Source organism: Collimonas pratensis, from assembly GCF_001584185.1.
GTDB lineage: Bacteria > Pseudomonadota > Gammaproteobacteria > Burkholderiales > Burkholderiaceae_D > Collimonas > Collimonas pratensis.
The window spans coordinates 4,296,673-4,321,402 of record NZ_CP013234.1; the positions used below are offsets into that span (position 1 = coordinate 4,296,673).

At 59.6% G+C, this 24,730-nt stretch carries 28 protein-coding genes and 1 riboswitch; of the genes, 12 read left to right on the top strand and 16 right to left on the bottom strand.

Features of this window, described 5'->3' with window-relative positions; all coding sequences use genetic code 11:
• Positions 1–66 precede the first annotated feature (66 nt).
• The 3 genes from CPter91_RS19055 to CPter91_RS19065 form a co-directional block, all read right to left on the bottom strand.
• Positions 67–759, bottom strand: a complete 693-nt coding sequence (locus CPter91_RS19055) for an aspartate/glutamate racemase family protein (protein ID WP_061946416.1) — start codon at positions 757–759, stop codon at positions 67–69.
• Between the two features lie 42 nt (positions 760–801).
• Positions 802–1,650 carry an aldo/keto reductase gene (locus tag CPter91_RS19060; RefSeq protein WP_061942919.1) on the bottom strand — a complete coding sequence of 283 codons (849 nt, stop codon included), beginning with the start codon at positions 1,648–1,650 and terminating at the stop codon, positions 802–804.
• 61 nt (positions 1,651–1,711) lie between these two features.
• Positions 1,712–2,107 carry a DOPA 4,5-dioxygenase family protein gene (locus CPter91_RS19065; RefSeq protein ID WP_061942921.1) on the bottom strand — a complete coding sequence of 132 codons (396 nt, stop codon included), beginning with the start codon at positions 2,105–2,107 and terminating at the stop codon, positions 1,712–1,714.
• 130 nt (positions 2,108–2,237) lie between these two features.
• Here CPter91_RS19065 and CPter91_RS19070 point away from each other — a divergent pair, with 130 nt between their 5' ends.
• The 5 genes from CPter91_RS19070 to CPter91_RS19090 all read left to right on the top strand — a co-directional run bounded on the left by CPter91_RS19070 (position 2,238) and on the right by CPter91_RS19090 (position 5,815).
• Positions 2,238–2,666 (top strand): VOC family protein, encoded by a 429-nt coding sequence (locus CPter91_RS19070; RefSeq protein ID WP_061942923.1) that lies wholly within the window; start codon positions 2,238–2,240, stop codon positions 2,664–2,666.
• 76 nt (positions 2,667–2,742) lie between these two features.
• Positions 2,743–3,318, top strand: a complete 576-nt coding sequence (locus tag CPter91_RS19075; RefSeq protein WP_061942925.1) for an RNA polymerase sigma factor — start codon at positions 2,743–2,745, stop codon at positions 3,316–3,318.
• Positions 3,319–3,353: 35 nt separating this feature from the next.
• Positions 3,354–3,656, top strand: coding sequence for a hypothetical protein (locus tag CPter91_RS19080; protein WP_061946418.1), 303 nt, complete (start codon positions 3,354–3,356; stop codon positions 3,654–3,656).
• Position 3,657: 1 nt separating this feature from the next.
• On the top strand, positions 3,658–3,954 hold the full coding sequence (locus CPter91_RS19085) for a 4Fe-4S dicluster domain-containing protein (protein ID WP_061942927.1): 297 nt from the start codon (positions 3,658–3,660) through the stop codon (positions 3,952–3,954).
• A gap of 88 nt (positions 3,955–4,042) precedes the next feature.
• Positions 4,043–5,815, top strand: coding sequence for a M14 family metallopeptidase (locus CPter91_RS19090; RefSeq protein ID WP_061942929.1), 1,773 nt, complete (start codon positions 4,043–4,045; stop codon positions 5,813–5,815).
• A gap of 236 nt (positions 5,816–6,051) precedes the next feature.
• On the opposite strand, the gene CPter91_RS27215 is transcribed toward CPter91_RS19090, so the two are convergent.
• From CPter91_RS27215 to CPter91_RS19155, 13 genes are all read right to left on the bottom strand, one after another.
• On the bottom strand, positions 6,052–6,396 hold the full coding sequence (locus CPter91_RS27215; RefSeq protein WP_205631618.1) for a hypothetical protein: 345 nt from the start codon (positions 6,394–6,396) through the stop codon (positions 6,052–6,054).
• Positions 6,397–6,536: 140 nt separating this feature from the next.
• Positions 6,537–7,010, bottom strand: coding sequence for a GNAT family N-acetyltransferase (locus CPter91_RS19100; protein ID WP_061942934.1), 474 nt, complete (start codon positions 7,008–7,010; stop codon positions 6,537–6,539).
• A 40-nt stretch (positions 7,011–7,050) separates the two neighbouring features.
• The gene (locus tag CPter91_RS19105) at positions 7,051–8,646 is read right to left on the bottom strand and encodes a GMC family oxidoreductase (protein WP_061942935.1); all 1,596 of its coding nucleotides are present in this window, start codon (positions 8,644–8,646) and stop codon (positions 7,051–7,053) included.
• A gap of 152 nt (positions 8,647–8,798) precedes the next feature.
• A complete protein-coding gene (locus CPter91_RS19110; RefSeq protein ID WP_061942937.1) occupies positions 8,799–9,023 on the bottom strand; it encodes a hypothetical protein in 225 nt (74 codons plus the stop codon).
• Positions 9,024–9,199: 176 nt separating this feature from the next.
• The gene (locus CPter91_RS19115) at positions 9,200–9,523 is read right to left on the bottom strand and encodes a virulence factor (RefSeq protein ID WP_231879965.1); all 324 of its coding nucleotides are present in this window, start codon (positions 9,521–9,523) and stop codon (positions 9,200–9,202) included.
• A gap of 138 nt (positions 9,524–9,661) precedes the next feature.
• The gene (locus CPter91_RS19120) at positions 9,662–10,318 is read right to left on the bottom strand and encodes a Pr6Pr family membrane protein (protein ID WP_061942940.1); all 657 of its coding nucleotides are present in this window, start codon (positions 10,316–10,318) and stop codon (positions 9,662–9,664) included.
• 8 nt (positions 10,319–10,326) lie between these two features.
• On the bottom strand, positions 10,327–10,950 hold the full coding sequence (locus CPter91_RS19125; RefSeq protein ID WP_061942941.1) for a riboflavin synthase: 624 nt from the start codon (positions 10,948–10,950) through the stop codon (positions 10,327–10,329).
• Between the two features lie 38 nt (positions 10,951–10,988).
• A complete protein-coding gene (ribD, locus tag CPter91_RS19130) occupies positions 10,989–12,074 on the bottom strand; it encodes a bifunctional diaminohydroxyphosphoribosylaminopyrimidine deaminase/5-amino-6-(5-phosphoribosylamino)uracil reductase RibD (RefSeq protein ID WP_061946420.1) in 1,086 nt (361 codons plus the stop codon).
• A gap of 723 nt (positions 12,075–12,797) precedes the next feature.
• On the bottom strand, positions 12,798–13,712 hold the full coding sequence (locus CPter91_RS19135) for a PilW family protein (protein WP_205631619.1): 915 nt from the start codon (positions 13,710–13,712) through the stop codon (positions 12,798–12,800).
• Positions 13,712–14,254 carry a GspH/FimT family pseudopilin gene (locus tag CPter91_RS19140; RefSeq protein WP_061942944.1) on the bottom strand — a complete coding sequence of 181 codons (543 nt, stop codon included), beginning with the start codon at positions 14,252–14,254 and terminating at the stop codon, positions 13,712–13,714. The genes CPter91_RS19135 and CPter91_RS19140 overlap by 1 nt, the downstream gene beginning before the upstream one ends.
• Before the next feature lie 95 nt (positions 14,255–14,349).
• Entirely contained in the window at positions 14,350–14,817 is a 468-nt protein-coding gene (gene nrdR / locus CPter91_RS19145) for a transcriptional regulator NrdR (RefSeq protein ID WP_061942946.1), read from the bottom strand.
• Between the two features lie 215 nt (positions 14,818–15,032).
• Positions 15,033–16,280, bottom strand: a complete 1,248-nt coding sequence (glyA, locus tag CPter91_RS19150) for a serine hydroxymethyltransferase (RefSeq protein WP_061942947.1) — start codon at positions 16,278–16,280, stop codon at positions 15,033–15,035.
• Positions 16,281–16,368: 88 nt separating this feature from the next.
• A riboswitch (ZMP/ZTP riboswitch) is annotated at positions 16,369–16,496 on the bottom strand.
• A 132-nt stretch (positions 16,497–16,628) separates the two neighbouring features.
• Positions 16,629–18,980 (bottom strand): TonB-dependent receptor, encoded by a 2,352-nt coding sequence (locus tag CPter91_RS19155; protein WP_082793018.1) that lies wholly within the window; start codon positions 18,978–18,980, stop codon positions 16,629–16,631.
• Positions 18,981–19,266: 286 nt separating this feature from the next.
• Between CPter91_RS19155 and CPter91_RS19160 the strand changes: the two genes are divergently transcribed.
• The 7 genes from CPter91_RS19160 (at position 19,267) to pal (ending at position 24,729) form a co-directional block, all read left to right on the top strand.
• On the top strand, positions 19,267–20,013 hold the full coding sequence (locus tag CPter91_RS19160) for an SDR family oxidoreductase (protein ID WP_061942949.1): 747 nt from the start codon (positions 19,267–19,269) through the stop codon (positions 20,011–20,013).
• 87 nt (positions 20,014–20,100) lie between these two features.
• Positions 20,101–20,559 carry a tol-pal system-associated acyl-CoA thioesterase gene (gene ybgC / locus CPter91_RS19165; RefSeq protein ID WP_061942951.1) on the top strand — a complete coding sequence of 153 codons (459 nt, stop codon included), beginning with the start codon at positions 20,101–20,103 and terminating at the stop codon, positions 20,557–20,559.
• 223 nt (positions 20,560–20,782) lie between these two features.
• Positions 20,783–21,484 carry a protein TolQ gene (tolQ, locus tag CPter91_RS19170; RefSeq protein WP_061942953.1) on the top strand — a complete coding sequence of 234 codons (702 nt, stop codon included), beginning with the start codon at positions 20,783–20,785 and terminating at the stop codon, positions 21,482–21,484.
• Complete coding sequence (locus CPter91_RS19175) at positions 21,484–21,915, top strand: ExbD/TolR family protein (protein WP_061942954.1); 432 nt, start codon at positions 21,484–21,486, stop codon at positions 21,913–21,915. Before tolQ ends, CPter91_RS19175 begins: the two co-directional genes overlap by 1 nt.
• A 10-nt stretch (positions 21,916–21,925) precedes the next feature.
• Complete coding sequence (gene tolA / locus CPter91_RS19180; RefSeq protein WP_061942956.1) at positions 21,926–22,861, top strand: cell envelope integrity protein TolA; 936 nt, start codon at positions 21,926–21,928, stop codon at positions 22,859–22,861.
• Between the two features lie 3 nt (positions 22,862–22,864).
• Positions 22,865–24,148, top strand: a complete 1,284-nt coding sequence (gene tolB / locus CPter91_RS19185; RefSeq protein WP_061942958.1) for a Tol-Pal system beta propeller repeat protein TolB — start codon at positions 22,865–22,867, stop codon at positions 24,146–24,148.
• Positions 24,149–24,207: 59 nt separating this feature from the next.
• Positions 24,208–24,729: a peptidoglycan-associated lipoprotein Pal gene (gene pal, locus CPter91_RS19190; protein ID WP_061942959.1), complete on the top strand. Its 522-nt coding sequence runs from the start codon at positions 24,208–24,210 to the stop codon at positions 24,727–24,729.
• Position 24,730 lies beyond the last annotated feature (1 nt).

A 24,730-nucleotide genomic window follows, 5' to 3' on the forward strand; every position in this document is an offset into this window, starting at 1 on the left:
GACAAGAATATTAGGGTCAATTAGTGGTGGAAAAACAACATTTTGTCACAGCAATATGGCGATTGCTTAGTTCAGCGCCATCTCGATCGCCGCATCGCAATGCAACTGCGTCGTATCAAAAATCGGCAGCGAGACGTCGCCAGCTTTAATCAGCAGCATGATTTCGGTACATCCAAGAATCACCCCCTCGGCGCCGTCAGCCTGGAACCCGGCGATGATGCGTTGATATTCATTCCGATCGCTCTCGCGTATCCGGCCATGGCAAAGCTCATCGTAAATGATCGTGTGCACGCGCCGCCGGTCAGCTTCATCCGGAACCATGACATCGAGGCCGCATTTTTCTTTCAGGCGCCCTTTGTAGAAATCTTGCTCCATGGTGAATCCGGTTCCGAGCAAAGCCACGCGCTTGATCCGGGCGCGCTGGATGGCGGCCCCGGTGGCATCGGCAATATGCAGCAATGGAATCGTGACTGCGTCGTCAATCGCGGCAGCCATTTTGTGCATGGTGTTGGTACATAGCACAATGAAATCGGCGCCGCCTGCTTCCAGTTGGCGCGAGGCTGTCGCCAGCAGATTTCCCGCCGCGTCCCAATGGCCTGCACGTTGCATCTCTTCCACTTCCTGGAAATTCACCGTCACCATCAGGCTCTTGGCATTGTTGTGCGCGCCGAGCCGGGCTTTCATGCCTTGGTTGATCAGGCGGTAATATTCTGCCGACGACTCCCAGCTCATTCCGCCGATAAGGCCAATCGTTTTCATCTGCATTTTCCCTTTAATTAAGAAATCCCAGTATGCATTCTTCTATCGCATGTCCAAGGGATGGGCACGCCGCGGCGGCGGGAAGGCCTGGTCAAGCTCGGCAAGATCTTGCGCTGTGAGCACGATATCCAGCGCGGCGCGGTTCTCGCGCACATGAGCCGGATTGACCGCCTTGGGAATGACGACGACCTGTTCCTGCTGCAGCAGCCAGGCCAGGGCGATCTGCGCCGGGCTGGCATCATGCCGCCTGGCGACCGCCTGCAGTTGCGGGTTGCCGAGCATTCTCTGCTGCTCGTCGGCGGAAGATTCCAGCGGCGAATACGCCATCACAGGCATGGCGCGTTCACGGCACCATGGCAGCAAATCCCATTCGACGCCGCGCCGCTTCAGGTTGTAGAGTATCTGGTTGACCGCCATTTGCCCGCCGCCAGGCAGCTCGCTCATTTCCTGCATGCCGGCGCTGTCGAAATTGCTGACGCCGAAGTCGCGTATCTTCCCTGCCTGCTTGAGCGATTCGAAGGCTGCCAGCGTTTCCGCCAGCGGCACCGAACCGGGCCAGTGCAGCAGGTAGAGATCGATATGGTCGCTGCCGAGCCGCCGCAGGCTGCGTTCGCAAGCGGCTTGCATGCCGCGCCTGTCGGCATTGTGCGGATAGACCTTACTGACCAGGAACACCTGGTCGCGCCGTCCTGCGATGGCCGCGCCCACGACCTGCTCGGCGCCGCCGTCGGCATACATCTCGGCTGTGTCTATCAGGGTCATGCCAAGATCGAGGCCCAGCTGCAGCGCCTCGATTTCACGCTTTCTCTGCGCCTGGTCTTCTCCCATGTACCAGGTTCCCTGTCCCAGTACGGGGATGGCGGCGCCTGACGGCAAAAGTAAAGTTTTCATTGGCTGGCCCCTCTATCTTCTATCTGCTATCCGTTGCAACGATCTGTTCTTCGCATACCTGCTAAAAATCGGTTTTGCCGAAGCGGGCGACGCCCTTGTTCATGCCGGGCGGATCGAGCGGCGCCAGATCGAGTTCGATCGGTTTGCCTATCCATTGCGCCAGGCTGGTGTGGTCGGCGAGGTCGTCGTCGGTCAGCGGATGCACCAGCGCCGTCAGCCCTGAAGCTTCAAGCAGCGGGACAATGGCCGCGAGATGTTCTTTTGTAAAATGGATTTCAAACTGAGGAATCGGATGCGGGCCGACCTTCTGGTCGCGCAGTTGGCCGACAAACAGGATAGGCGCTACGCCTCCGGGCTGTGTCAGTTCGCTCAGGCGCAGGTGGATGGCTTCGGCGGCAGCGCGCTGATCGAGCCGGTAATAGATATGGGCGTGGTAAGGAGCGTTTTTGTCATCCATGTTGTTTTCAGTGTGCAGGTTTATGATGGAGCTGCCAGGGTCGGCCTGAGACGCAAATCATTTTACAGCGCATTTTGCTTCGCCTATCCTGTGCTTTCCTTTCCCATCAGCTATCCAGCGAGGACATACCATGACTGACACATCGATTCCGCCGTTCCACCTCGCCTTCCCGGTCAACGATCTTGCCGCGGCGCGTGCATTCTATGGCGGCCTGCTCGGTTGTCCGGAAGGCCGCAGCTCCGATGCCTGGATCGATTTCGACTTGTACGGGCATCAGATTGTCGCCCACCTCGCTCCCGCTGAAACCGCCATCGCCGCCACCGGCGCGGTCGACGGCAAGAACGTGCCGGTACGCCATTTCGGCGTGGTGCTGAGCATGGCGCAGTGGCAGGCGCTGGCCGAGCGGCTGAAGGCAGCGCAAGTCAAGTTCGTGATTGAGCCCTACATCCGCTTCAAGGGCGAGCCCGGTGAACAAGCCACCATGTTCTTTTGCGACCCTTCCGGCAATGCGCTGGAATTCAAGGCGTTCAAGGATCTGAAGCAGTTGTTCGCCAAATAATCCCTTCCCCGAGGTCAGTGCCGCATTTAAATCTCCGGCCGATACAATATTTCCGCCTGTGATACGTCTTCACAGTATGGCAACGACGCTGACCCCTGACCTGATGGCCGCATCCGACAAGCAAATCACTGACACCGTCTTGCGCGAAACGGCAAGGCTACGCAGCTTCATCCGCCAGCGCATGGCCGACGCCAACGAGGCGGAAGATGTGCTGCAGGACGTGTTCCAGGAACTGGTGGAAGCCAGCCGCCTGCCGGAGCCGATAGAACAGGTCGGCGCCTGGCTGTTCCGGGTGGCCCGCAATCGTATCGTCGACCGCTTTCGCAAGAAAAAAGAACAGCAGTTGCCGGACACTGAAGAGCTCAGTGACGCTGACGACAGCGGCATCGACGATCTGCTGCCGCAGGCCGACGCCGGCCCGGAAGCCGCCTATGCGCGCAGCATCCTGCTGGACGCGCTGCAGGATGCGCTGGACGAACTGCCGTCCAAGCAGCGCGAGGTGTTCATCGCCCACGAACTGGAACGGCGCAGCTTCAAGCAGCTGGCGGCGGAAAGCGGCGAGAGCGTCAACACGCTGCTGGCGCGCAAGCGCTATGCCGTTCTGCATCTACGCCAGCGCCTACAAGAAATTTATGACGAATTCGATTTGTGAAAGATGTGTAACGAGGAAATGAAGGAGAAATGGAAATGAACAGAAAATGGAAGTTCCTGAAAATCGTGCCGCTGGTATTGCTCGGCATCGCCGTGCTGGGCTGGATCGTGATGTCGCTGTGGAACTGGCTGCTGCCGTCGCTGTTCGCCGGCGTGCAGCAGATCGACTTCCTGCGCGCCATCGGCCTGCTGGTCTTGTGCCGCATCCTGTTCGGCGGTTTCCGCCGCCGTGGTGGCTGGCATGGCGGCCATCATCGCCAGCGCTGGGAGCAGATGACGGAAGAAGAACGGGCAAAATTCAAGGATGGCATGCGCATGTTCCGCGGCCGCGGCGAATGACATGAGCAAGCCTGCCGAAGCAAACTGCAAGCAGCTGCCTGGGGTCATCGTGCCGGTGGTGAATTTCAAGCGCTGCGAGGGCAAGGCCGACTGCGTGGCGGTCTGCCCGGAAAACGTGTTTGAGATCCGCCGCATCGACGATGCCGATTACCAGCCGCTGGGGCCGCTGAACAAGTTCAAGCTGCGCGTGCATGGCATGCAGGTGGCTTACACGCCCAATGCCGACGCCTGCCGCGCTTGCGGCTTGTGCGTGACAGCTTGCCCGGAAAAAGCGATCGGCTTGACCAGGGCGGCCTGATCAATGCCGCTAAGCAATATTTCGGCAGGCGCGCTAGAATCAGGGCTACATTCCGTTACAGACCATCCAAACCAATGGAGCCCGATTCATGCTGCGTTCTGCCGTACTGTCTGCCCTGCTAACCCTCACCGTCACGCCCCTCGTCAACGCTGCCAGCGATCCCTTGAGCACGGTCGCCGAGCGTTCCGGTTTCCAGAAAACCGGACGCTACGAAGAAGTCATTGCGCTGTGCGCCGCCTTTCAGAAAACTTATCCTAAGCAGGTGCGCTGCACCGAGTTCGGCCGCACGCCCGAAGGACGGCCGATGCTGGCGCTGATCGTCTCGCGCAGCGGCGCGCTGAGCGCGGAAGCCGCGCACCAGCGCAACTTGCCGGTGCTGCTGATACAAGGCGGCATCCATGCCGGCGAGATCGACGGCAAAGATGCCGGCTTCCTCGCCTTGCGCGAAGCCTTGCAAGACACCTCCGCCAACAGCGTGCTGAACAAGCAAGTACTGATTTTCGTCCCAGTGTTCAATATCGATGGCCATGAGCGTTTTGGCCGCTGGAACCGCCCTAACCAGCGCGGTCCGGAAGAAATGGGCTGGCGCACCACCGGCCAGAACTTCAACCTCAACCGCGACTACGCAAAAGCCGACGCACCGGAAATGCAAGCCATGCTGCAGCTGGTCAACCGCTGGGATCCGCTGGCCTATATCGACCTGCATGTCACCGATGGCGCCAAGTTCGAGCATGACGTGTCGATCCAGGTCGAACCGGTGCACGCCAGCGACCTGGCCCAGCGCAAGGATGGCGAGGCGCTGCGCGACGCCGTCATCGGCGACCTGAGCAAACAGGGTTCGCTGCCGCTGCCGTTCTACATGTCGTTCAAGGTGGATGACGATCCTAGTTCCGGTTTTGTCGACGACGTTTCGCCGCCGCGCTTTTCCACCGGCTATTTCCATCTGCGCAACCGCTTCGGCATGCTGGTCGAGACCCATTCCTGGAAAGATTACCCGACCCGGGTACGCATCACACACAACACCATCGTCTCGATCATGGCGCAGATCGCCGCGCATGGCGAGGCCTGGCTGAAGACGGCGCAGCAGGCCGACCTGCGCGCCGCCAAGCTGGCCGGCCAGCCGGTGGCGTTGAGCTATGAAGCAAGCGAAAAAACCCGTCCGGTGGCGTTCCGCGGTTATGAATATACGCGCACGCAGTCGGATATTTCGGGTGCGCTGATGACACGCTACGATGAGAGTAAGCCGCAGATCTGGAATGTGACAGTACGCGACGACCTGCAGCCGAAGCTGAGCGTCAACGCACCGCTGGCCGGTTACCTGGTGCCGGCGGCGCATGCCGCCTGGGTCGGCGAAAAACTGCGGCAGCACGGGATTGCTTTCCGCGTGTTGCCGGCGGCGCTAGACAAGGTCGCACTGGAAACCTTCCGCGCCACCAAAACCACGTTTGATGCGCAATCGATGGAAAGCCATCAGATGCTCAAGCTGCAGGGCGCGTGGCACGGCGAAACACGCGACCTCGGCGCCGGCGCGCTGTTCGTACCGATCGCGCAAGCCAAGGCGCGGCTGGTGATGGCGTTGCTGGAACCGCAGGCGCCGGATTCGCTGGCAGCCTGGGGCCGTTTCAACAACGCCTTCGAGAAGAAGGAATATATGGAAGCGTATGTTGCCGAAGATGTCGCGCGCGCGCAACTGGCGGCGGATCCGGCGCTGGCAGCCGAGTTCCAGAAAAAACTGGTCGACGATCCTGCATTTGCCAAGGATCCGGCAGCACGGCTGGAGTTTTTTGCACGTAGGCATTCATCCTGGGACGAACGCTTCAATCTTTACCCGGTGATGCGCACCGATGTGGTGCCGGGGTAAACATGGCGATAGTGTCGTGTCCTGCCTCATCTGTCGCCATTTCGCTGGTCCTTGACCCGTATCGCGTCGTTGCGACTCGTCGCCATAGCACCGCTATGTCTCCTCGGCACGCCTAGCGCTACGGGCCAAGGCCGGCGCGATATACCGACAGATGAGGCAGGACACGACACTAGGTTTTGCGATTTTGTTATTGTCGCGTCTGCTAACCATGACTGGCTAGCCGGCACGGCAAGCAATTACTCTTGCGAACCGCCGGCTTTGCGGGACAGGTAGAAACGCAGGGCGAAAGCAGCGACAACAGCCAGCAGCGGCAAAGTTTGAAGAAAGTTCATGGCAGGGCTCCGAAAAGAATTGGTGGTGTTGATGCATTGCAGCATATAAAAACGCTGCACATATTGCCAATTCTTATTTCTGATGCCTACTATCAACTTTGTGAATAACACGGCCGCCGCATTGTCGTTTCCCCATATAAAAAGCCCGCTATCTTTAACGATGCGGGCTTTCCCTGTCTCCTCACCTCTAGAGAGATGGACTCTTTTTTGCGTGAAAGTGATACTGAGCCAAAACACTTTAACAGTCATCTTGCGCCGCAACATAGCGTTGTTTTGCACCCACACAGACAGATACAACTTGTTGCTCAGGTGGATTTCGCGTAGCGATAGCGGTATTCATCGCTGCTGGCGCCCTTGAAGTGATCGGCATTGGGCAGCATGGCCTCGCGCTAGAAGCCCATCTTCTCCACCAGCGCAATGGACGCCCGGTTGCGTGTATCGATCAGGGCGTACACCGAGCTGGCGGCAAAGGCGTTTAACAAATAGTCCCTTACCTTGCTGCACATTTCCATTGCATAGCCCTGCCGCTGAAAAGGCGTAAATACAAAATACGCCAGCATTGCGTGGCCGTCGGCTTCAATGCTGGCCTGGACATAGCCGACATATTCCTCGCTGTCGGCCAGCCGCACCGCCCAGTTGAGCCAGATGTCGGAACCGTCCGTCGAGCGGCGGCTTTCAAGGCGCTGATAACGCTCGGCCAGGCTCGCTACCGATGCCGGCGGCTGGTGCGGCATATAGGTGTATAGGGCAGCATCGCTAAGATGGGCAAACAATAGCGCGGCATGCCTAGCCAGCAGCGGCTCCAGGTCAAGGCGCGGCGTCGATAAGATTGTTTCTGCAGGTTCCAGATCATTTCCTGTCATATGGCTCTTTTGGAGAAAACTGATTGCTGATGGTCTTGCATCATCGCCCCTGCCGAATGAAATCCACGGCCTTTTCGGCAATCATGATAGTCGGGGCGTTGGTGTTGCCGCCAATCAGGGTCGGCATGATCGAGGCATCCACCACCCGCAAACCCTGGATGCCATGCACCTTCAAGGTCGGATCGACCACGGCGGCCGGGTCGGTGCCCATCTTGCAGCTGCCGACCGGATGATAGACCGTATCCGCATAGGTCTTCAGCACGGCGCGGATCTGCTCGTCGGACTCCACACCTGCGGTGCGGATGTCGCTTTTGCTGTAGGCGGCCAGCGCCGGCGCATCCAGCAGCTTGCGGGTCATCTTGAATGCCGCCACCATGTCCTCCAGGTCCTGCGGATCGCCGAAGAAATTCGGGTCGATCAGCGGCGCGTCCTGCGGATTGGTGTTGCGCAGCCTGACCTCGCCTTTGCTGCGCGGGCGCAACAAGCAGACGTGGCAGGAAAAGCCGTGGCCCAAATGCAGCTTGCGGGCATGGTTTTCTACGCAGGCGATGACGAAATGCAACTGCAGGTCCGGCGCCGGCAATTCCGGCCGGGTCTTCAGGAAGCCGCCGCACTCGGCGAAATTGCTGGTCAGCATGCCGCGCCGTTCATGACGGAAGCGCTGCAGCTCCTTGAACATGCGCAGCGAACCGCTGGCGGAAATGCCGAAGGTATCCAGGCTGTCGGATTTGTGGCAAAAGACGAAGTCGGGATGGTCTTGCAGGTTCTTGCCGACACCGGGCAAGTGGTGTTGCACCTGGATGCCCAGTTTGCGCAACTCGGTGCCATCGCCTATGCCGGACAGCATCAGGATCTGCGGTGACTGGAAAGTGCCGGCCGACAGGATCACTTCGCGCCGCGCACGCAGCGTCCGCAACTGGCCGCCATGCCGCACTTCCACGCCAACCACGCGCCCCTGCTCCAAGATCAGGCGCTCGGTGCAGGCGCCGGTCAGCACGCTGAGATTGCTGCGCTGGCCCAGGTGCGGCAGCAGATAGGCGCGCGCGGCGCTCCAGCGCTCGCCATTCTTTTGCGTCACCTGGTACACGCCCAGGCCTTCCTGATGCTCGGCATTGAAGTCCGTGCTGAGCGGATAGCCGGCCTGGCGCGCGGCTTCCAGGTAGTGCTGGTGGATGGGATTGTCGGTGCGCAGGTCGCTGACCCACAAAGGACCGCCCTGTCCGTGCCAGACGTTGTCAAACTGCTCGTTATGTTCGGATTTCTTGAAGTACGGCAGCACATCGTCGAAGGACCAGCCGTTGTTGCCTAGCTGCGCCCAGTGATCGTAGTCCGAGCGGTGGCCGCGGATGTAGACCATGGCGTTGATCGCCGAGGAACCGCCCAGCGTCCTGCCGCGCGGCTGGTAGCCACGGCGGCCGTCCAGCCCGGCTTGCGGCACGGTTTCGAAAGCCCAGTTATTGAGCTTGGTGGGCACCATGCTGAGCGCGCCGACCGGCATTTTCACCGCCCAGCTGTCGCCGCTGCCGCCGGCTTCCAGCAGACAGACCGATAGCGCAGGATCTTCCGTCAGACGCCCGGCCATCACACAGCCGCCAGAACCGCCGCCTACCACCACAAAGTCGAACTCTTGATCCACGTCGCGTCTCCCGGTCTTGTTATTGGTATTGCATGCAGCAGGCTAAGCCGGCCGATGCAACAAATTTAACAGCTACGGGAAAATCACGCTACGTGGTGAGCTAGAGCAATTGTTTCAATTACGCAAAAGGATCGGTGCAATATTGAGCGAATTCAGTGTGCTTTCGACATGACGACCAGCCATTTGCGGAACAGCAGGATTTCCAGATGGCCGGGCTGGATGCCGGCGTTGCATTCGACTACAGGATTGCTTCGATACATGCGCTTATAGAAATCGCGGCAGATGAACAGCTCGCGCTTGCCGAAACGCATCATGATTGAGGAAGGGGTAGACTCCATACCAAAGCGGGAGCCGGAGGTAATATCCAAGTTCGTCATGGCAGCATTTCCAATCTCGTTGAAGGAGATTGAACTGTACCATAAGTACTGTATATGCATACAGTAAAATGCAGGGTGTCTGTTTTTCGTCACGCTGCACTAGGGTGCGGCGCTGGCGTGGCGGGATACGCTACTAGTCCGCCACGCTATATTGCCATACTTTCAGTGCGGCCCTATCAACGGCGCCAGCCGCGGTCATGCCAGTGATCGTGCCAGCCACGGCCGCGCCAGTAGCCCGGACGGCCATAGCCATAGTAGCCAGGAGGATAGTAGCCGGGCGCGCCGTACACCACGACCGGCGCTGGCCGCACATAGATCGGCGGCGGCGGTGCGTAATAGACTGGCGGCGGCGCAACGATCACCGGCGCAGGTGCATAGTAGCCCGGCACGCCGACACCGACATTGACCGACCAGCGGGCGGCAAACGCAGGCGTCGCCGACAACATCAGGCCGCCGGCGGCGAGCAATCCAAGCAGGGTGAGGCGCATGGTCTTTTTCATGGCAGTTCTCGATGTATCTGGGTTAAACATAACTATATTTAACCTAAATTTCGGCAACATCGCCACGCAGAAGTCGTAAGGCCTGTAACAACATGTATCGCTATAGCAAAACTGTGGCCTTTTGCTGACACATGAAAGCTAATCGGTAGCCAGTTCGCTGCGCTTGAACCTGGCGACCGCGACCATGCCCAGCGCGATCACGAAAAAACCCACCAGCAGCATGGCGGCATTGCCCATCACGCGGGCGTAACCCAGGTTGGTGACATTCAGGAAAGGATAGGGATAGAAGCCGGAGGAGGAACCGCGCAGCATCGCCATCACGAAATACGCCAGCGGATAGATCAGCCACAGCAGGCTGTCCTTGGCCTGCAAACCCTGCTTGTTCACGAACAAGGACCAGTACAGCACGTACAGCAGCGGCACCACCGTGTGCAAACCCTCGTCGGACAAGCGGTGCAGGCCTGTGAACGGCGCATGGTTGCGCAACAGCAGGTTGTAGCCGAGACCGACAAAGAGGATGTACAGGGTCACAGCCGTCTGCACGCCCGGACGCGAAAAATACTGGCCGGGCAGCGACTCCGGTTTCAGCAGCAGCACAGTACAGGCAACCGCTACCAGCACGTTGGTGAGGATGGTCAGGTAGCCGAACATGCGCCACACCGCTTCGCCATAGGTCATGCCCTTGGCCAGCAGCAGGGGAACCGAAATCGAGAATTGCGAAATGATGGCGAACCACGCAATCAGCGCGATCAGGAGCAGCAGCAGGCGCGGTGCGAGAGCAGTATTTTTATTCATGGACAGCTTCAGGCGACGCCCTGCTCCAGGCTCAGCATGCGCTCGACATAGCGGGCGATCAGGTCGACTTCCAGGTTGACTTGCTTGCCCACCTGCAGATGCTTGAGCGCGGTCACTTCAATCGTATGCGGAATCAGGTTGATCGAAAACAGGCAGCCGTCAGCGACATCGTCGACCCGGTTGACGGTCAGCGAGACGCCGTTGACCACGACCGAGCCCTTGTAGGCGAAATACTTGGCGAGGTCGCGCGCGGACTTGATCACCAGTTCCCAGGACTCGCCTACCGGCGCGAATTTTTCGACGCGGCCGAGGCCGTCGACGTGGCCCGACACCAGATGCCCGCCGAGACGGTCGGCCAGGGTGAGCGCCTTTTCCAGGTTGATTTCGCCGCTGGCGTCGAGGCCGACGGTGCGGTTCAGGCTTTCGCGCGAGACATCTACCTCGAACATGGTGGAGGTCTTGGCGACCACGGTCATGCAGGCGCCGTTAAGGGAAATAGAATCGCCCAAGGCGACGTCGGCCAAGGCCAGGCCGCCGGCGTCAACCGCCAGCCGGACGCCGTCTTCGGCGCTGCTGCCCAGGGGTTTGACGGAAGTGATTTTGCCGACGGCGGCGACGATACCTGTGAACATGATAGTAAGTAGAAAGTAAGTAGGATGTAAGCAGAAAATTAATGGAATCGTGCAAGGATACGCAAATCTTCGCCGATTTGCTCGATTTGGTGAAATTTCAGGGCAATTTTATCCTGCAGGTTTTCCAGCGCGGGCAGGCTGAACATGCCGCGGCCATCGCCCAGGATGGCCGGCGCCAGGTACACCAGCAACTCGTCCACGCAATGCTCGCGCAACAGCGAAGCGTTGAGTTTGGAGCCAGCTTCCACGTGCAGCTCATTGATCTGGCGCTTGCCCAGCTCGAGGATAACTTGCGGCAAATCCACTTTGCCATTCGGGTTCGGCAGCACCACCACTTCGGCGCCCTGCTGCTCCAGCATGGCTTGCTTGGCGGCATCGACGCTGGCGGTAAAGATCAGGTTGCCGCCGCCGGCCAGGATCTTGGCCTCCGGGCTGATGCTTAGCTTGCTGTCAACAATCACCCGCAGCGGCTGGCGCGCCAGCTTGACGGTGCGCACCGTGAGCTGGGGATTATCTTCCTTGACGGTGCCGATGCCGGTCAGGATGGCGCCGGCGCGGGCGCGCCACATGTGGCCGTCGTCGCGCGCCGCCTGCGAGGTGATCCACTGGCTCTGGCCGTTATGCAGCGCAGTCTTGCCGTCCAGGCTCGCGGCCACCTTGAGCCGGACCCAGGGCTTGCCGGTCTGCATGCGGGTAAAGAAGCCGATATTCAGTTCGCGCGCCGCCGTCGCCAGCACGCCCGATTCGACAGCGATGCCGGCCGCCCGCAGGCGCGCCATGCCCTGCCCTGCCACCAACGGATTGGGATCTTCCAGCGCCGCCACCACCTTGCCGACGCCGGCGCGCACCAGCGCATCGGCGCAAGGCGGGGTGCGGCCGAAATGACTGCACGGCTCCAGCGTCACGTACACCGTGGCGCCGCGTACATCGTGGCCTTTGGCGGCGGCATCCTGCAAAGCCTGGATTTCGGCATGGTTGCCGCCCGGCGGCTGGGTGAAGCCGCTGCCGATCACCTGGCCATCCTTGACGATCACGCAGCCGATGGCGGGGTTGGGCGCACTGGAGAGCAAGCCGTTTTCAGCAAGCTGCAGGGCTTGCGACATGAAGATTTCGGCCTGGGTCATGGCGTGAACAGGAAAAGCATAGTGAGCGATCAGAAAGAGGATATGCAGCGATTGTACAAAATATGACGGCGCCACTGCCAATTATTGAGAATTTCATAAAGCGCGAAAAATCGTAACCTGATTTTCGTCGTGTTTAAGCTGCGCAGCTAAGTGAGCTACGGAGTACATGCCTCGCACCTGAAAAAAAATCCATGTAGCGCATTCTGTCTTTCTCCGAATCCGCCATGTGGGGTCAGAGTCGAGTTTCGCGAAAAAACGCCGCGAAAGTCGACTCTGACCCCAGATGGCTCTGTCCATTTTTTGCGACGATGTCGTGAATGATGAAACGCCCAAAATCATAAGCCGGTTTTCGTCGTGCTTAAGCTACGCAGCTAAGTGGGGGCGGAGTGAACTTTCTGCGCGCTTTTTGCAGAAACTTCACTCCGACCCCACTTAGCGGGCTACGGAGTACATGCCTCGCCGCTGGAAAAAATCCATGTAGTGCATTCTGTCTTTTCTCCGAATCCGCCATGTGGGGTCAGAGTCGAGTTTCGCGAAAAAACGCCGCGAAAGTCGACTGACCCCAGATGGCTCTGTCCATTTTTTGCGACGATGTCGTGAATGATGAAACGCCCAAAATCATAAGCCGGTTTTCGTCGTGCTTAAGCTACGCAGCTAACTGGGGTCGGAGTGAACTTTCTGCGCGCTTTTTGCAGAAACTTCACTCCGACCCCACTTAGCGGGCTACGGCGGCACCTGGATGGCGACGGCCTGGTTCCGCAGCGTGACGGTGCTGGTGAAGACCTGGCGCAGGCTGCGGTCTTCCGCCACCCGGGCGGCGCCATCGCAATCGACATAATGCTGTACTTCGGCGCTGACCATCTGTTCGCCAGGGATCTGCAGGCATAGCCGGACGCTGGTCACTCTTTTCCAGTTGGACAGCTGGTCATCCGACAGCGCTGAGACCTGGCTGGCGTCCAGCCACCGGCGCGGGCTGGCATCTGCCACGTCATACGCCAGCTGGAATTGTTCGACGTTGTTGAGCAAGGGTTGCGCGCTGTTGTTGTTGCCGTTGCCCTGGCAATACAAGGCGCTGGCCGTGCTCCCGGCGCGGCGGGCGACAAAGAACAGATTCTTCGCGATGCTGACCTGCGGCCCCAGACGGTAAGCAGGATGATCCACGGGCACCGCGATCGGCTGCACCTTGCTGCCGTTGCAATCGACGCCGGCGCCGCTGGCCGGATCGGCATAGTTGTCGGTGCGGTAAGCCACTTCAAAAGCGGCCATCCCGGCTGCGTTGCTGCAGGAAAAATCCTTGCCCGGACCGAGCGGCCTGGCAAAACCGTAAGCGCAGCCGCGCAAGCCTTGCGCCGGCTGACCATCCGCTTCGATGAAATCGGTCACGGCCAGGCTGCCGGCAGACGCCAGCTTGCCAAAACCGGCCTGCCGCAGGTTTTGCGCCATCACCCCCATGGCATGGCTGCCATCCTGCTGCAGCCGCAGTTTTTCATCGTTCAGGCGGAAGCTGGCTTTGCTGCTGAAATAGAGCGTGCTGCTCAACAAGACCAGGGCCGTGCCCAGCGTCATCGCCACCAGCAATTCCACCAGCGAAAAGCCGCGCTGCCGGATTGGCTTCAAAATCAGCTTCAAAATCGGCATCAGCATTCGCTGCTGTCGTGCTTCAGGCTGATGCGGCCGGAAGCAGCGATGCATACCGTGCGCGCAAACTCGTTGTTGTGGCCGAATACTACGTTGGTGAAGTTGCCGCTGGCATCGCCGCTGGCGTGATAGCTAATCGTGCTGCGGCTGGCCCGCGCCTGCGTATTGGCGTCCAGCGCGCCTTGCCGCTGCAGTACCTGGCGATCGTCGGCCGCCAGCACCAGCCAGCCCGCGCCCCAGTCGGCGCCGTCGCGATCGCCGCTGACGGCGCCGCTGCAGCGGGCATCGGCCGCATCGGCGTTGCTGCTGCGACAGAGCAGCACCGGGCGGCCGCGCTCGACTGCTTCGTTACGCGCCAGCGTCAGCGCGGCAATCAGCAGGCGGGTTTCCGCCGCCAGCCGGTTCTGGATCACGAATGCGCGCATGGATGGCAGCGCCAGGCCCAGCAGAATGCCCATGAGCGCCAGCGTGATCAAGGCCTCCATCAAGGTGATGCCGTCCTGCCGCGGCAAGGCCTGCTCAGGCGATCGTGGAATGGACATGGTTTGCCTCCTGTTTATCTGAAGACTTTCATTTCAGACAAGCATTCTGACAAAAAAATAGCGCCGCTAGTGACGGCGCTGGCTTATTTAAGCAATTACTTCCTTCGGCTTGGCGGTCCGGAGAATTCTTCGATCATGTTCTGGAATTCAGCGACGTCTTCAAAACTCTTGTAGACCGAGGCGAAGCGGATATAAGCGATCTTGTCCAGCCGTTTCAGTTCGCGCATGACCAGTTCGCCGACATGGCCGGAAAGCACTTCGCGCTCGCCGCTGGAGAGCAGCTTGTCCTTGATACGCTGCAGAGCCTCGTCCAGCGCCTCCACCGAGACCGGACGCTTGCGCAGCGCCAGCATCAGGCTGGCGCGCAGCTTGAGCGGATCGAAATCGGTGCGGCTGCCGTTTTTCTTGACGATCACCGGCATCGCCAGCTCGATCCGTTCAAAGGTGGTGAAGCGCTTGTCGCAATGCATGCAGCGGCGCCGGCGGCGAATCGAATCGCCCTCTTCCGACACGCGGGTGTCGAGCACCTGGGTTTCTTCATGCTGGCAGAATGGACATTTCATGATGGCAGTAATCCGAAGGTGATTGCGGCTGGCTGGCTGGACATCTCTACATTATTCCTATTCGGGGCCACGCGCCGGTCGCTGGCAACCGGTATTTCACAGGGGCTTACTTGGCACCAGGGCCCGTGCAGTGTTGAAGCTGCAACGGGCCCAGGATTTCTCTGACGCCGGCCTGCCCAAAGGCTTGCCGCTAGCCAGCAGATCAGACTACGGTATTAAGCTGCATATACCGGAAAGGCGTCAGTTAGTTTCTTGACTTCGGCCTTGACCCGTTCAATGGTCGCTGCATCATGCGGATTATCCAGCACGTCGGCGATCAGGTTGCCGACCTTGACGGCTTCCGCTTCCTTGAAACCGCGGGTGGTGAACGCCGGGCTGCCGACACGGATGCCGGAAGTGACGAACGGCTTTTCCGGATCGTTAGGGATGGCGTTCTTGTTGCAAGTCATGTGCGCCGAACCCAGGATCGCTTCGGCTTCCTTGCCGGTGATCTTCTTAGCGCGCAGGTCGACCAGCATGACATGCGATTCGGTGCGACCGGAAACGATGCGCAAGCCGCGCGCGATCAACGTCTTCGCCAGAGCGTCGGCGTTCTTCACCACTTGCTGCTGGTAAGCCTTGAATTCCGGTGTCAGCGCTTCCTTGAACGCCACTGCCTTGCCGGCGATGACGTGCATCAGCGGGCCGCCCTGGATGCCTGGGAAGATCGCCGAATTGATGGCTTTCTCGAACTCGGCCTTCATCAGGATGATGCCGCCGCGCGGACCGCGCAGGGATTTGTGGGTAGTCGAAGTGACGAAGTCGGCATGTGGCACCGGGTTCGGATATTCACCGGCCGCGATCAGGCCGGCGTAGTGCGCCATGTCGACCATGAAGTAGGCGCCGACTGCCTCGGCGACCTTGGACATGCGCTCGAAGTCGATGCGCAGGGCGTAAGCGGAAGCGCCGGCGATGATCAGCTTCGGCTTCTTTTCGTGCGCCAGGCGCTCGAAGGCTTCGTAGTCGATTTCTTCTTTTTCGTTCAAGCCGTAGGACACCACGTTGAACCACTTGCCGGACATGTTCAATGCCATACCGTGGGTCAGGTGGCCGCCTTCCGCCAGCGACATGCCCATGATGGTGTCGCCCGGTTTCAGCATGGCGAAGAACACGCCCTGGTTGGCTTGCGAGCCGGAATTCGGCTGCACGTTGGCGGCTTCGGCGCCGAACAGTTGCTTGACGCGGTCGATCGCCAGCTGCTCGGCGATATCGACGAATTCGCAGCCGCCGTAGTAGCGCTTGCCTGGATAGCCTTCAGCGTACTTGTTGGTCAGCTGCGTGCCTTGCGCCTCCATGACGGCCGGCGAAGTGTAGTTTTCCGACGCAATCAGCTCGATGTGTTCTTGCTGGCGATGGTTTTCTTTCTGGACGGCGCTCCACAATTCCGGATCGACGTTGGCTAAGGTATGGTTTTTCTCGAACATGTTAATACTCCAATCGATAAGGGTCTGCCTAAATCGAATGAGGGCCAGAAAATTAGGGGAATGCGGCAGCCTCAGTCGTACTTTCCATTCGGGCTGCCCAGGCGCACGGCGGATGAAATCTCACGCTTCCCGGTGGATGCCCACCTTTTGCCAATGCCTGCCGCGATTTTTTGAACCTGCGGCGGGTTGGTTTTTTCGCCAGTCACGTGAGACGAAATGGTGCGCTTATTGTAAGCGAAGCACCCGATTTGAGCAAGATTGGCCCGGGCTTCGGCGCCGGATAAAAAAAACCGCCCCGGAGGGCGGCTTTTGCGCAAAATTTACTAAAAAGACAACGATGAAGGATCCTTATATCTTGCCCGCCAGGCTGATGCCTATGGTGCGCGGATCGAGCCGGTAACCTTCCGACACCGACTGCACGTTCGGACGCTGGATCACTTTGTCGTTATTGAAGGCATTCTTGACGAACAAGGTCAGCTCCCAGCGGTCGAAAGTGGCGCCGATGCTGGCGTCGAAGGTGCTGTAGGCCGGCCGCTGGTAATCCGGGTCGGTCGCCACCAGCGTGCCGTGGCTGCTGCCGGTCCAGTGCGCGGCGGCGCGGGCGAAACCGTAATAATCGCCAGGCAGGTTGAAATTGTATTGGCCGGTCAGGGTGGCGTTGTATTTCGGCACGCCCTGAATCGGGTCGCCGGCATGCGCATGCAAGGACGGCACATCGGATGACAAAGTGGCATTGGTGTAGCCGCCGGACAGGCCGAGCACGATGTTGGAAGTCGGCTTGGCCTTGATCTCGAACTCGGCGCCATAGCTGCTGGCGTTGCCGACATTGGTTTCATAATCGAAGCCGCAGCCCGGCAGCGTGACATCCTGCTGTAAGCCGTTCCATTTGATGTAGAACAAGGCGGCATTCACCTGCAGGCGGTTGCCCAGCAGACGCGACTTGTTGCCCAGCTCGTAGCTCCACAGCTTGTCCGACTTGAACGAAGTCGGCGCTTCGGTGATGCCGAGGTTAGCGAAATCCGCCGCGCACAGCGAAGCCGGGATCGGGCGATCGTTGCCGCCCAGGCGGAAACCTTCGGTGGCCGAGGTGTACACCGTATTGTTGGGATCGATTTCCCAGCTCAGCGAGAATTTCGGCGTGAACGCCGAGGACTTGGTGCTGACCGAAGAACTGGTCGGGCCGCCGTTCCAGTAATCGTCGCCGTTGCGGCTCAGGCTGTCGGTGGCTTTCAGGTAGCGCATGCCGACCGTGGCGTGCAGGCTAGGCGCGAAGTAGTAGCTCAGCTCACCGAATAGCGCCTCTTGTTCGGTATGGTAGTGGCGCTCGCTGAAATACGAATTATCGTTGGGGAAAGCGATCCCGAGCTGGCCCGGATCGGCCGGATTGGCGCCGAACGCCGCATAGGTTGCATTCAGGCCGAAAATCGGCTCGTTGTCGGTGACGTTGGTATGCAGGTTGGCGTAATAAACCCCGCCCAGCCAGGTGAAGGGCGAGACCTTCTGGTCATACGGTTTGGAGGCGACGCGCAACTCTTGCGAGAACTGGCGCACCTGGTTTTGCAGGTAGACCGCCGACGGCAAGGCGCCGATCGCGGCAGCCAGGCCGGGCGGCGTGTCCGGCACTGCCGATCCCAGGTTATTGACGGTTGTGCCGTCTTGGGTACGGTTGAAGGTGCGCTGGTAAAAGCTGGAAACCGACACCAGGTCGGCCTTGCCCAAATCGTAGTTGATGGTCAGGCTAGGCACCAGCAGGCGATCGTTGCCCGGCTCGCGCACCAGCTTGCCGGTCTGGTTCTTCGGCAGATCCAGGTAGGAAGCGTCGATATCCTTGGAATTGACTTCCTGGTAGAACACCGAGGGCGTGATGCTGAGCTGCGGCGTCGGCGCCCATTTCATGGCCAGCTTGACCACGCTCGAGTCCTGCGCGTTGATGCCGCTGGCAATCACGCTGCCGGTGGTCGGCGATACCTGGTCGATATAGCCGCTCTGATGACCCGTCTGCACGCCGATGCGCAGCGCCAGTTCGCCCGGGATCAGCGGCTGGTTGACGACGCCGTTGACGGTATAGTTGGTGCCGCCGCCGGCAGTCCCCGAGACTTCCGAATAGACACTGGCTTCGCGTTCTTTCAGGTTGGGCTGGTTGCTGATGAACTTGATGGTGCCGCCCATCGAGCTGGCGCCGTACAGCGTGCCTTGCGGACCGCGCAGCACTTCGATGCGGTCGATGTCGAAAAACTTCGGTTCGGAACTGCCGAGGCTGTACAGGTTGCGCGTCGTCATCGAGACGTCGTCCAGGTAGACGCCGACCGTGGCCGAACCGGCCGCCGAACTGATGCCACGGATTTCGATATTGCTGAGGCCGGCGCCGGAACCGCTGGCGCCGGAAAACGAGACATTCGGCACGGCGCGCGTCAAATCGGAAAAATCGTTGATGTGCGAAGCCTGCAGGTCTTCGCCGCTGATCACCGAGATACTCAACGGCACCTTGCTCGCATCTTCCTTGCGCTTTTGGGCGGTGACCAGCACCGATGCGATCTGTTCGCTGGAACGGGCAGATTTTTTTGCAGCGGCGGCGTCAGCCATATCTGCACTGCCGTCTGTAAGCTGCTGGGCCGCGGCGCCAGCCACCCAGAAGGCGGAAGAGGCGGCGGCCATGGTCAGTGCGCAAGTCAAATTCCCGGAATAGCGTTTCTTTGTCATCGTTGTGGTCTCCTATAACTTTCAGCAATGCCCTGCGCTGGAAATCACATTTCAGCAATATTTATGCCACGCAATATTTCATCGGTCCGGCCCGCAAACACGGTAAATGCGTGGACTGCTGCCATGTTCTGGTGCAACTTGCACCAAAGCAAGTATGGCAGACGCGCTCACGAAGTGACAATCTCCGGCACTGCCGCCCTTCCCTTGCCGAGTTTGTCGACGGCGCCCCAGCCGAATTGGGCTACAATTTCCCGCTCAGCATATTGCAACGATAGGAGCATCGACCATGATTGTCTTGATTACTGGCGCAACATCTGGCTTTGGCGCCGAAATGGCACGTAAATTCACTAAAAATGGCCATCAGGTGATTGCCACCGGCCGCCGCAAGGACCGCCTGGAGCAGCTGGCCGCCGAACTGGGCGCGGCAGTCTTGCCTATCGTCATGGATGTCACCGACAAAGCTTCGATCAGCAGCGCGCTGGCAGCACTGCCGGCGGCATGGCAGGACATCGACGTCCTGGTCAACAACGCCGGCCTGGCGCTGGGCGTGGAATCGGCACAGCAGGCTTCGCTGGAAGAATGGGAAACCATGATCGAGACCAACTGCAAAGGATTGGTGACCATGACGCGCCTGGTGTTGCCGGGCATGGTGGCGCGCGGCCGCGGCACGGTGATCAACCTCGGCTCGATCGCTGGCGCCTATCCTTATCCGGGCGGCAATGTGTACGGCGCCACCAAGGCTTTCGTCAAGCAGTTCACGCTGAACCTGCGCGCCGACCTGGTCGGCACCGGCGTGCGCGCCACCGATATCGCCCCCGGCTTGTGCGGCGGCACCGAATTCTCGAACGTGCGTTACCGCGGCAACGATGAAGCGGCCGCCAAGGTCTATGAAGGCACACAGCCGCTGACGCCGGGCGATATCGCCGACACCGCGTTCTGGGTCGCCACCCTGCCGCCGCACATCAACATCAATCGCATCGAGATGATGCCGACCTGCCAGGGTTTTGCCGGCATGAGCATCAAACGCAATTAAGCAAAACCACAGCAACGCGGCTGCGGCGCAACATCTGGCCGCAGCCGCCCGCCCTGATTCCTCCCTACGATAGAAGCGCAACAGACAATGAGCCAGACCACCTCTCAGTCGGACTTTCGCTGGCGCATCCGTGTCTATTACGAAGACACCGATACCGGCGGCGTGGTGTTTTACGCCAACTACTTGAAGTTTTTCGAGCGCGCACGCACCGAATGGCTGCGCGCGGCCGGCGTCGGCCAGCGCACGCTGGAACAGACTGACGGCGTCATGTTTATCGTCAAAAGCACCAGCGTTGACTATCACGCCCCGGCCAAACTGGATGACGAGCTGGAATTGACGGTGGTAGTCGAGCGCCTTGGCCGCGCCAGCGTCGACTTCATCCAGCAAGCCTGGCGCCTGGGTGAGGACAAGCCGACCCTGCTGGCGACCGGCCGCATCAGCGTGGCCTGTGTCAATGCCGCCACGTTCCGGCCGCAAGGCATTCCGAAGCAGGTGCTGCACAAGATCAAGCCCGGCGCCGGCCATACCGTACCGGCAGCGGCATAAAGCTTGCTTCAATCTACGCGACAAAACAGTTCTCAGAGGCAACCCTTGAACCTTCCTGCTCTATGTATGGTCTGAGCAACATTGCAATAAACCCGGGGCAAGCGATAACGTCCGGTAACAATTCCTTCATCAATTGCTAATTTGGCGGTAAGCACTTTACGTTTACAATTCACTGTTTAAGTCTTTTACTTAAACCTAAGACCATTCCTCAAGACCGCTATCCATGACTGTCACCCAAGATCTTTCGTTTATCACCCTGATTACCAACGCCTCTGTATTAGTACAGCTGGTCATGGCGCTGCTGCTGGCAGTCTCCGTGATGAGCTGGACCTACATTTTCCGCAAGATGTTTGCGATCCGCAGTGCGCGCCGGCAAACCGAAGAATTCGAACGCGCCTTCTGGTCCGGCGGCAACCTGGCCACCCTGTACCAGGATGCCACTTCGAACCGCCGTAAAGGCGCCAGCCAGACCGGCGCCCTGGAACGCATCTTCGAAGCCGGCATGGATGAGTTCAACAAGGTCAAGGCTTCACTCGGCCACAAAGGCGGCAACGATTCGGCCGCCCTGCTGGACGGCGCCCGGCGCGCCATGCGTGCGGCTTACCAGCGTGAAATGGATGCGCTGGAATCGCACCTGGCGTTCCTGGCTTCGGTCGGTTCGGTGTCGCCTTACGTCGGCCTGTTCGGCACCGTGTGGGGCATCATGAATGCGTTCCGCGGCCTGGCCAATGTGCAGCAAGCTACCCTGGCCGCCGTCGCGCCGGGTATTGCAGAAGCCTTGATCGCCACTGCCATCGGCCTGTTTGCGGCGATTCCTGCAGTGGTCGCCTACAACCGTTTCTCGCATGACGTCGACCGCCTGGCGATCCGCTTTGAAAGCTTCATCGAAGAATTCTCCAACATCTTGCAACGTCAGGCCCGCTAATGTCCGGATCCTCTATGCGCGGGGGTCGTCCCCGCAAGTTCAAGGCGGAAATCAACGTCGTGCCGTATATCGACGTGATGATGGTGCTGCTGGTGATTTTCATGGTTTCGGCGCCGCTCACCAACCCGAGCGTGATCAATTTGCCGAATGCGGCGAAATCGGCGACGCCGCCGACCGAATATATCGAGATCACCCTCAAGCCTGATCAACAGACCAGCGTCCGCATCAATGGCCAGAAGAGCGGCACCAGCGTCGCTGAAACGGTGCCGCGCAACGGCCTCAAGCGCAAGCTGCAAGCCCTGCACGCTGACAAGCCTGAGATGCCGGTGATGATTTCGGCCGACAAGGATATCAAGTACGATGAAGTGATCCAGGTCATTTCCGAGGCCAAGATGCTTGGCATTAACCGCGTCGGACTGGCGACAAAGTGACGATCTGGTTATGACAGGCAACTCCCCGTATTCCGTACCAAAAGAACCCGGCAGCATCCGCGCCATCCTCCTAGCAGCGGCAGTGCATGCCGCCCTGTTCGCTTTCCTGTGGTTCGGCATTCACTGGCAGAGCCAGCAGCCGATCGCTGTCGAAGCCGAAGTCTGGAGCCCGGACATCAAGGAAGCCGCGCCGCCGGCGCCGGAACCGACCCCGGTGCCGCAGCCTACGCCCGAGCCGAAGCCGGAGCCGGTAGTGCAGGAAACCGCGCCGCCGAAGGTCGTGACGCCGCCGCTGCCCGATCCTGAGATCGCGCTGGAAAAGGAAAAGAAGCGTAAAGAACAGGAACGCAAGGACCAGGCACGCCAGGAAGAACTGGAAAAACAGCAGAAATTGCAAAAAGAACAAGCAGAGGAAGAGCGCAAGGACAAGCTGAAAGCTGAAGCCGAGCAAAAAGCCGCCAAGGACAAGGCAGCAGCCCAGGAAAAGCTGAAGCAGGACGCTGCCAAGAAATTGGAAGCCGAAGCCGCCAAGAAGAAACAGGCGGCCGATTCTGCCGCTGAAACCAAGCGCCGCAGCGATGAATTGAAGCGCATGATGGGCCAAGCCGTCGGCAACGGCGCGGCCAACAGCACTGGCACCGCTGCCCAGTCGCAAGGACCGCGCGGCGATCCTGGCTACGGACAGAAGGTGGGCGCCAAGATCAAGTCGAACATTATCTTTAATGTCCCTGAAGGCTTGGCAGGAAACCCTGACGTGCAATTCGATGTCCAATTGCTGCCCGATGGGTCGGTAGCAAGCGTTCGACTGAAGAAATCCTCCGGAGTGTCCGGTTTTGACGAAGCGGTGAAACGTGCGATTGAGAAATCCGCGCCTTATCCGAAAGACAACAAGACCGGCGCCGTGCCATCCGGCTTTACCGGAATTCATAGACCGAAAGATCAGTAAGCCATGAAAAACAAATTGCATCAATTATTCGCAGTCCTCGGACTTGCGGTGAGCGCGCTGGTTGCCAGCGTCCCGGCCCAGGCCCAACTGCGCATCGAAACCTCCGGCGTCGGCGCCAGCCAGATCCCGATCGCGATCGCCGGCTTCAGCGATGAAAACCTGGCGCCGCAACAGGTCACCGCCATCATCAAGGCCGACCTGGCGCGCAGCGGCATGTTCAAGATCATCGACACCGGCGACGTCATCTCCGAAGCCAGCCAGGTCAACCTGCCCGACTGGAAAGCCCGCGGCGCCGACGCCCTGGTGATCGGCAGCGTGCAGCGCCTGGCGGACGGCCGTTTCGACGTGCGCTACCGCTTGCTGGACACCGTCAAGTCGGCCCAGCTGTCGGCCCTGGCGATGGCTGCCGCGCCACAGTACACGCGCGTCACCGCGCACAAGATCGCCGACGACATCTATGAAAAACTGATCGGCGCGCGCGGCACGTTCGCCACCCGGATTGCCTACATCATCAAGGCCGGCAAGGAATACCGGCTGGAAGTAGCCGACTCCGACGGCGAAGGTACGCAAGTAGCCTTGCGCTCGAATGAACCGATCATCTCGCCGGCCTGGTCGCCGGACGGCACCAAGGTCGCCTACGTTTCGTTTGAAGCGAAGAAGCCGGTGGTGTATGTGCAGAACCTGATCACCAAGCAGCGCATCGTGGTGGCCAACTACAAGGGCAGCAACTCGGCGCCATCCTGGTCGCCGGACGGCAGCAAGCTGGCGATTGCGCTGGCGCGCGACGGCCTGACCCAGGTCTACGTGGTCAACAGCGACGGCGGCAACCTGCGCCGCCTGACCCAGACCAACGGCATCGACACCGAACCGCAATTCTCGGCCGACGGCCAGAGCATCTACTTCACCAGCGACCGCAGCGGCGGCCCGCAGATCTACAAGATGAGCGCCGGCGGCGGCGACGCCCAGCGCGTGACCTTCGGCGGCAGCTACAACATCAGCCCGCGGATTTCACCGGACGGCAAGACATTAGCGTATATTTCGCAGCGCGGCGGCCGCTTCCAGCTGTATGCGCTGGACCTGACCAACAATCAGGAGCAGCGATTGTCGGATACCGTCAAGGATGAATCCCCAAGTTTTTCCCCCAATGGCAAATACATCATGTACGCCACAGAATCAGGACGCCGCGGCTCGCTGGCAGTGGTCTCAGTTGACGGCCGCGTAAAACAGCGTTTAACTATGCAGGCAGGCGATATACGGGAGCCTACTTGGGGTCCTTTCATGAAATAATCATGTTTTACAATGTTTACTTTGAATCGACGTTCGTTTCCCACTCTGGAGAATTAAAAATGCTAAATATCAGAAACTTTGCCCTCGTCGTTGCCAGCGCCATTTTGCTGGCCGCTTGCTCATCCCCAGTCAAGCTGGATGACAAGGCAGTCCCTGTCGTCGATAGCGGCGCCAACAACGGTGCCGATACCCGTTCCGTCAATACGGTCGACGCCGGCTCCGCCGATCCGTTGAACCAGCCAGGCGGCATCCTCTCCAAGCGCAGCATCTACTTTGACTTCGACAGCTACATCGTCAAGGACGAGTTCAAGTCTGTGGTTGAAGCGCATGCCCAATACCTGAACAGCCACAAGAACCGCAAGATCATCATCCAAGGCAATACCGATGACCGCGGCGGCCGTGAATACAACCTGGCGCTGGGACAAAAACGTGCTGAAGCCGTGCGCAAAGCGCTGGTGCTGTTAGGCGTGTCGGACACTCAGGTCGAAGCAGTTTCGCTGGGCAAGGAAAAGCCTAAGGCAACCGGTAGCGACGAAGCTTCCTACGCTGAAAACCGCCGCTCAGACATCGTTTATCAATAAT

What these genes read in the sequence shown, in the direction of transcription:
- pal (WP_061942959.1), top strand. Translation starts at nt 24,208, where the DNA reads ATGCTAAATATCAGAAACTTTGCCCTCGTCGTTGCCAGCGCCATTTTG.
- CPter91_RS19060 (WP_061942919.1), bottom strand. Translation starts at nt 1,650, where the DNA reads ATGAAAACTTTACTTTTGCCGTCAGGCGCCGCCATCCCCGTACTGGGA.
- CPter91_RS19075 (WP_061942925.1), top strand. Translation starts at nt 2,743, where the DNA reads ATGGCAACGACGCTGACCCCTGACCTGATGGCCGCATCCGACAAGCAA.
- ybgC (WP_061942951.1), top strand. Translation starts at nt 20,101, where the DNA reads ATGAGCCAGACCACCTCTCAGTCGGACTTTCGCTGGCGCATCCGTGTC.
- CPter91_RS19055 (WP_061946416.1), bottom strand. Translation starts at nt 759, where the DNA reads ATGAAAACGATTGGCCTTATCGGCGGAATGAGCTGGGAGTCGTCGGCA.
- ribD (WP_061946420.1), bottom strand. Translation starts at nt 12,074, where the DNA reads ATGACCCAGGCCGAAATCTTCATGTCGCAAGCCCTGCAGCTTGCTGAA.
- CPter91_RS19110 (WP_061942937.1), bottom strand. Translation starts at nt 9,023, where the DNA reads ATGACGAACTTGGATATTACCTCCGGCTCCCGCTTTGGTATGGAGTCT.
- CPter91_RS19155 (WP_082793018.1), bottom strand. Translation starts at nt 18,980, where the DNA reads ATGACAAAGAAACGCTATTCCGGGAATTTGACTTGCGCACTGACCATG.
- CPter91_RS19175 (WP_061942954.1), top strand. Translation starts at nt 21,484, where the DNA reads ATGTCCGGATCCTCTATGCGCGGGGGTCGTCCCCGCAAGTTCAAGGCG.
- CPter91_RS19080 (WP_061946418.1), top strand. Translation starts at nt 3,354, where the DNA reads ATGAACAGAAAATGGAAGTTCCTGAAAATCGTGCCGCTGGTATTGCTC.
- CPter91_RS19085 (WP_061942927.1), top strand. Translation starts at nt 3,658, where the DNA reads ATGAGCAAGCCTGCCGAAGCAAACTGCAAGCAGCTGCCTGGGGTCATC.
- CPter91_RS19120 (WP_061942940.1), bottom strand. Translation starts at nt 10,318, where the DNA reads ATGAATAAAAATACTGCTCTCGCACCGCGCCTGCTGCTGCTCCTGATC.
- tolQ (WP_061942953.1), top strand. Translation starts at nt 20,783, where the DNA reads ATGACTGTCACCCAAGATCTTTCGTTTATCACCCTGATTACCAACGCC.
- CPter91_RS19160 (WP_061942949.1), top strand. Translation starts at nt 19,267, where the DNA reads ATGATTGTCTTGATTACTGGCGCAACATCTGGCTTTGGCGCCGAAATG.
- tolA (WP_061942956.1), top strand. Translation starts at nt 21,926, where the DNA reads ATGACAGGCAACTCCCCGTATTCCGTACCAAAAGAACCCGGCAGCATC.
- CPter91_RS19100 (WP_061942934.1), bottom strand. Translation starts at nt 7,010, where the DNA reads ATGACAGGAAATGATCTGGAACCTGCAGAAACAATCTTATCGACGCCG.
- CPter91_RS19115 (WP_231879965.1), bottom strand. Translation starts at nt 9,523, where the DNA reads ATGAAAAAGACCATGCGCCTCACCCTGCTTGGATTGCTCGCCGCCGGC.
- CPter91_RS19125 (WP_061942941.1), bottom strand. Translation starts at nt 10,950, where the DNA reads ATGTTCACAGGTATCGTCGCCGCCGTCGGCAAAATCACTTCCGTCAAA.
- CPter91_RS19135 (WP_205631619.1), bottom strand. Translation starts at nt 13,712, where the DNA reads ATGCCGATTTTGAAGCTGATTTTGAAGCCAATCCGGCAGCGCGGCTTT.
- CPter91_RS27215 (WP_205631618.1), bottom strand. Translation starts at nt 6,396, where the DNA reads ATGACTGTTAAAGTGTTTTGGCTCAGTATCACTTTCACGCAAAAAAGA.
- CPter91_RS19070 (WP_061942923.1), top strand. Translation starts at nt 2,238, where the DNA reads ATGACTGACACATCGATTCCGCCGTTCCACCTCGCCTTCCCGGTCAAC.
- nrdR (WP_061942946.1), bottom strand. Translation starts at nt 14,817, where the DNA reads ATGAAATGTCCATTCTGCCAGCATGAAGAAACCCAGGTGCTCGACACC.
- tolB (WP_061942958.1), top strand. Translation starts at nt 22,865, where the DNA reads ATGAAAAACAAATTGCATCAATTATTCGCAGTCCTCGGACTTGCGGTG.
- CPter91_RS19065 (WP_061942921.1), bottom strand. Translation starts at nt 2,107, where the DNA reads ATGGATGACAAAAACGCTCCTTACCACGCCCATATCTATTACCGGCTC.
- CPter91_RS19090 (WP_061942929.1), top strand. Translation starts at nt 4,043, where the DNA reads ATGCTGCGTTCTGCCGTACTGTCTGCCCTGCTAACCCTCACCGTCACG.
- glyA (WP_061942947.1), bottom strand. Translation starts at nt 16,280, where the DNA reads ATGTTCGAGAAAAACCATACCTTAGCCAACGTCGATCCGGAATTGTGG.
- CPter91_RS19140 (WP_061942944.1), bottom strand. Translation starts at nt 14,254, where the DNA reads ATGTCCATTCCACGATCGCCTGAGCAGGCCTTGCCGCGGCAGGACGGC.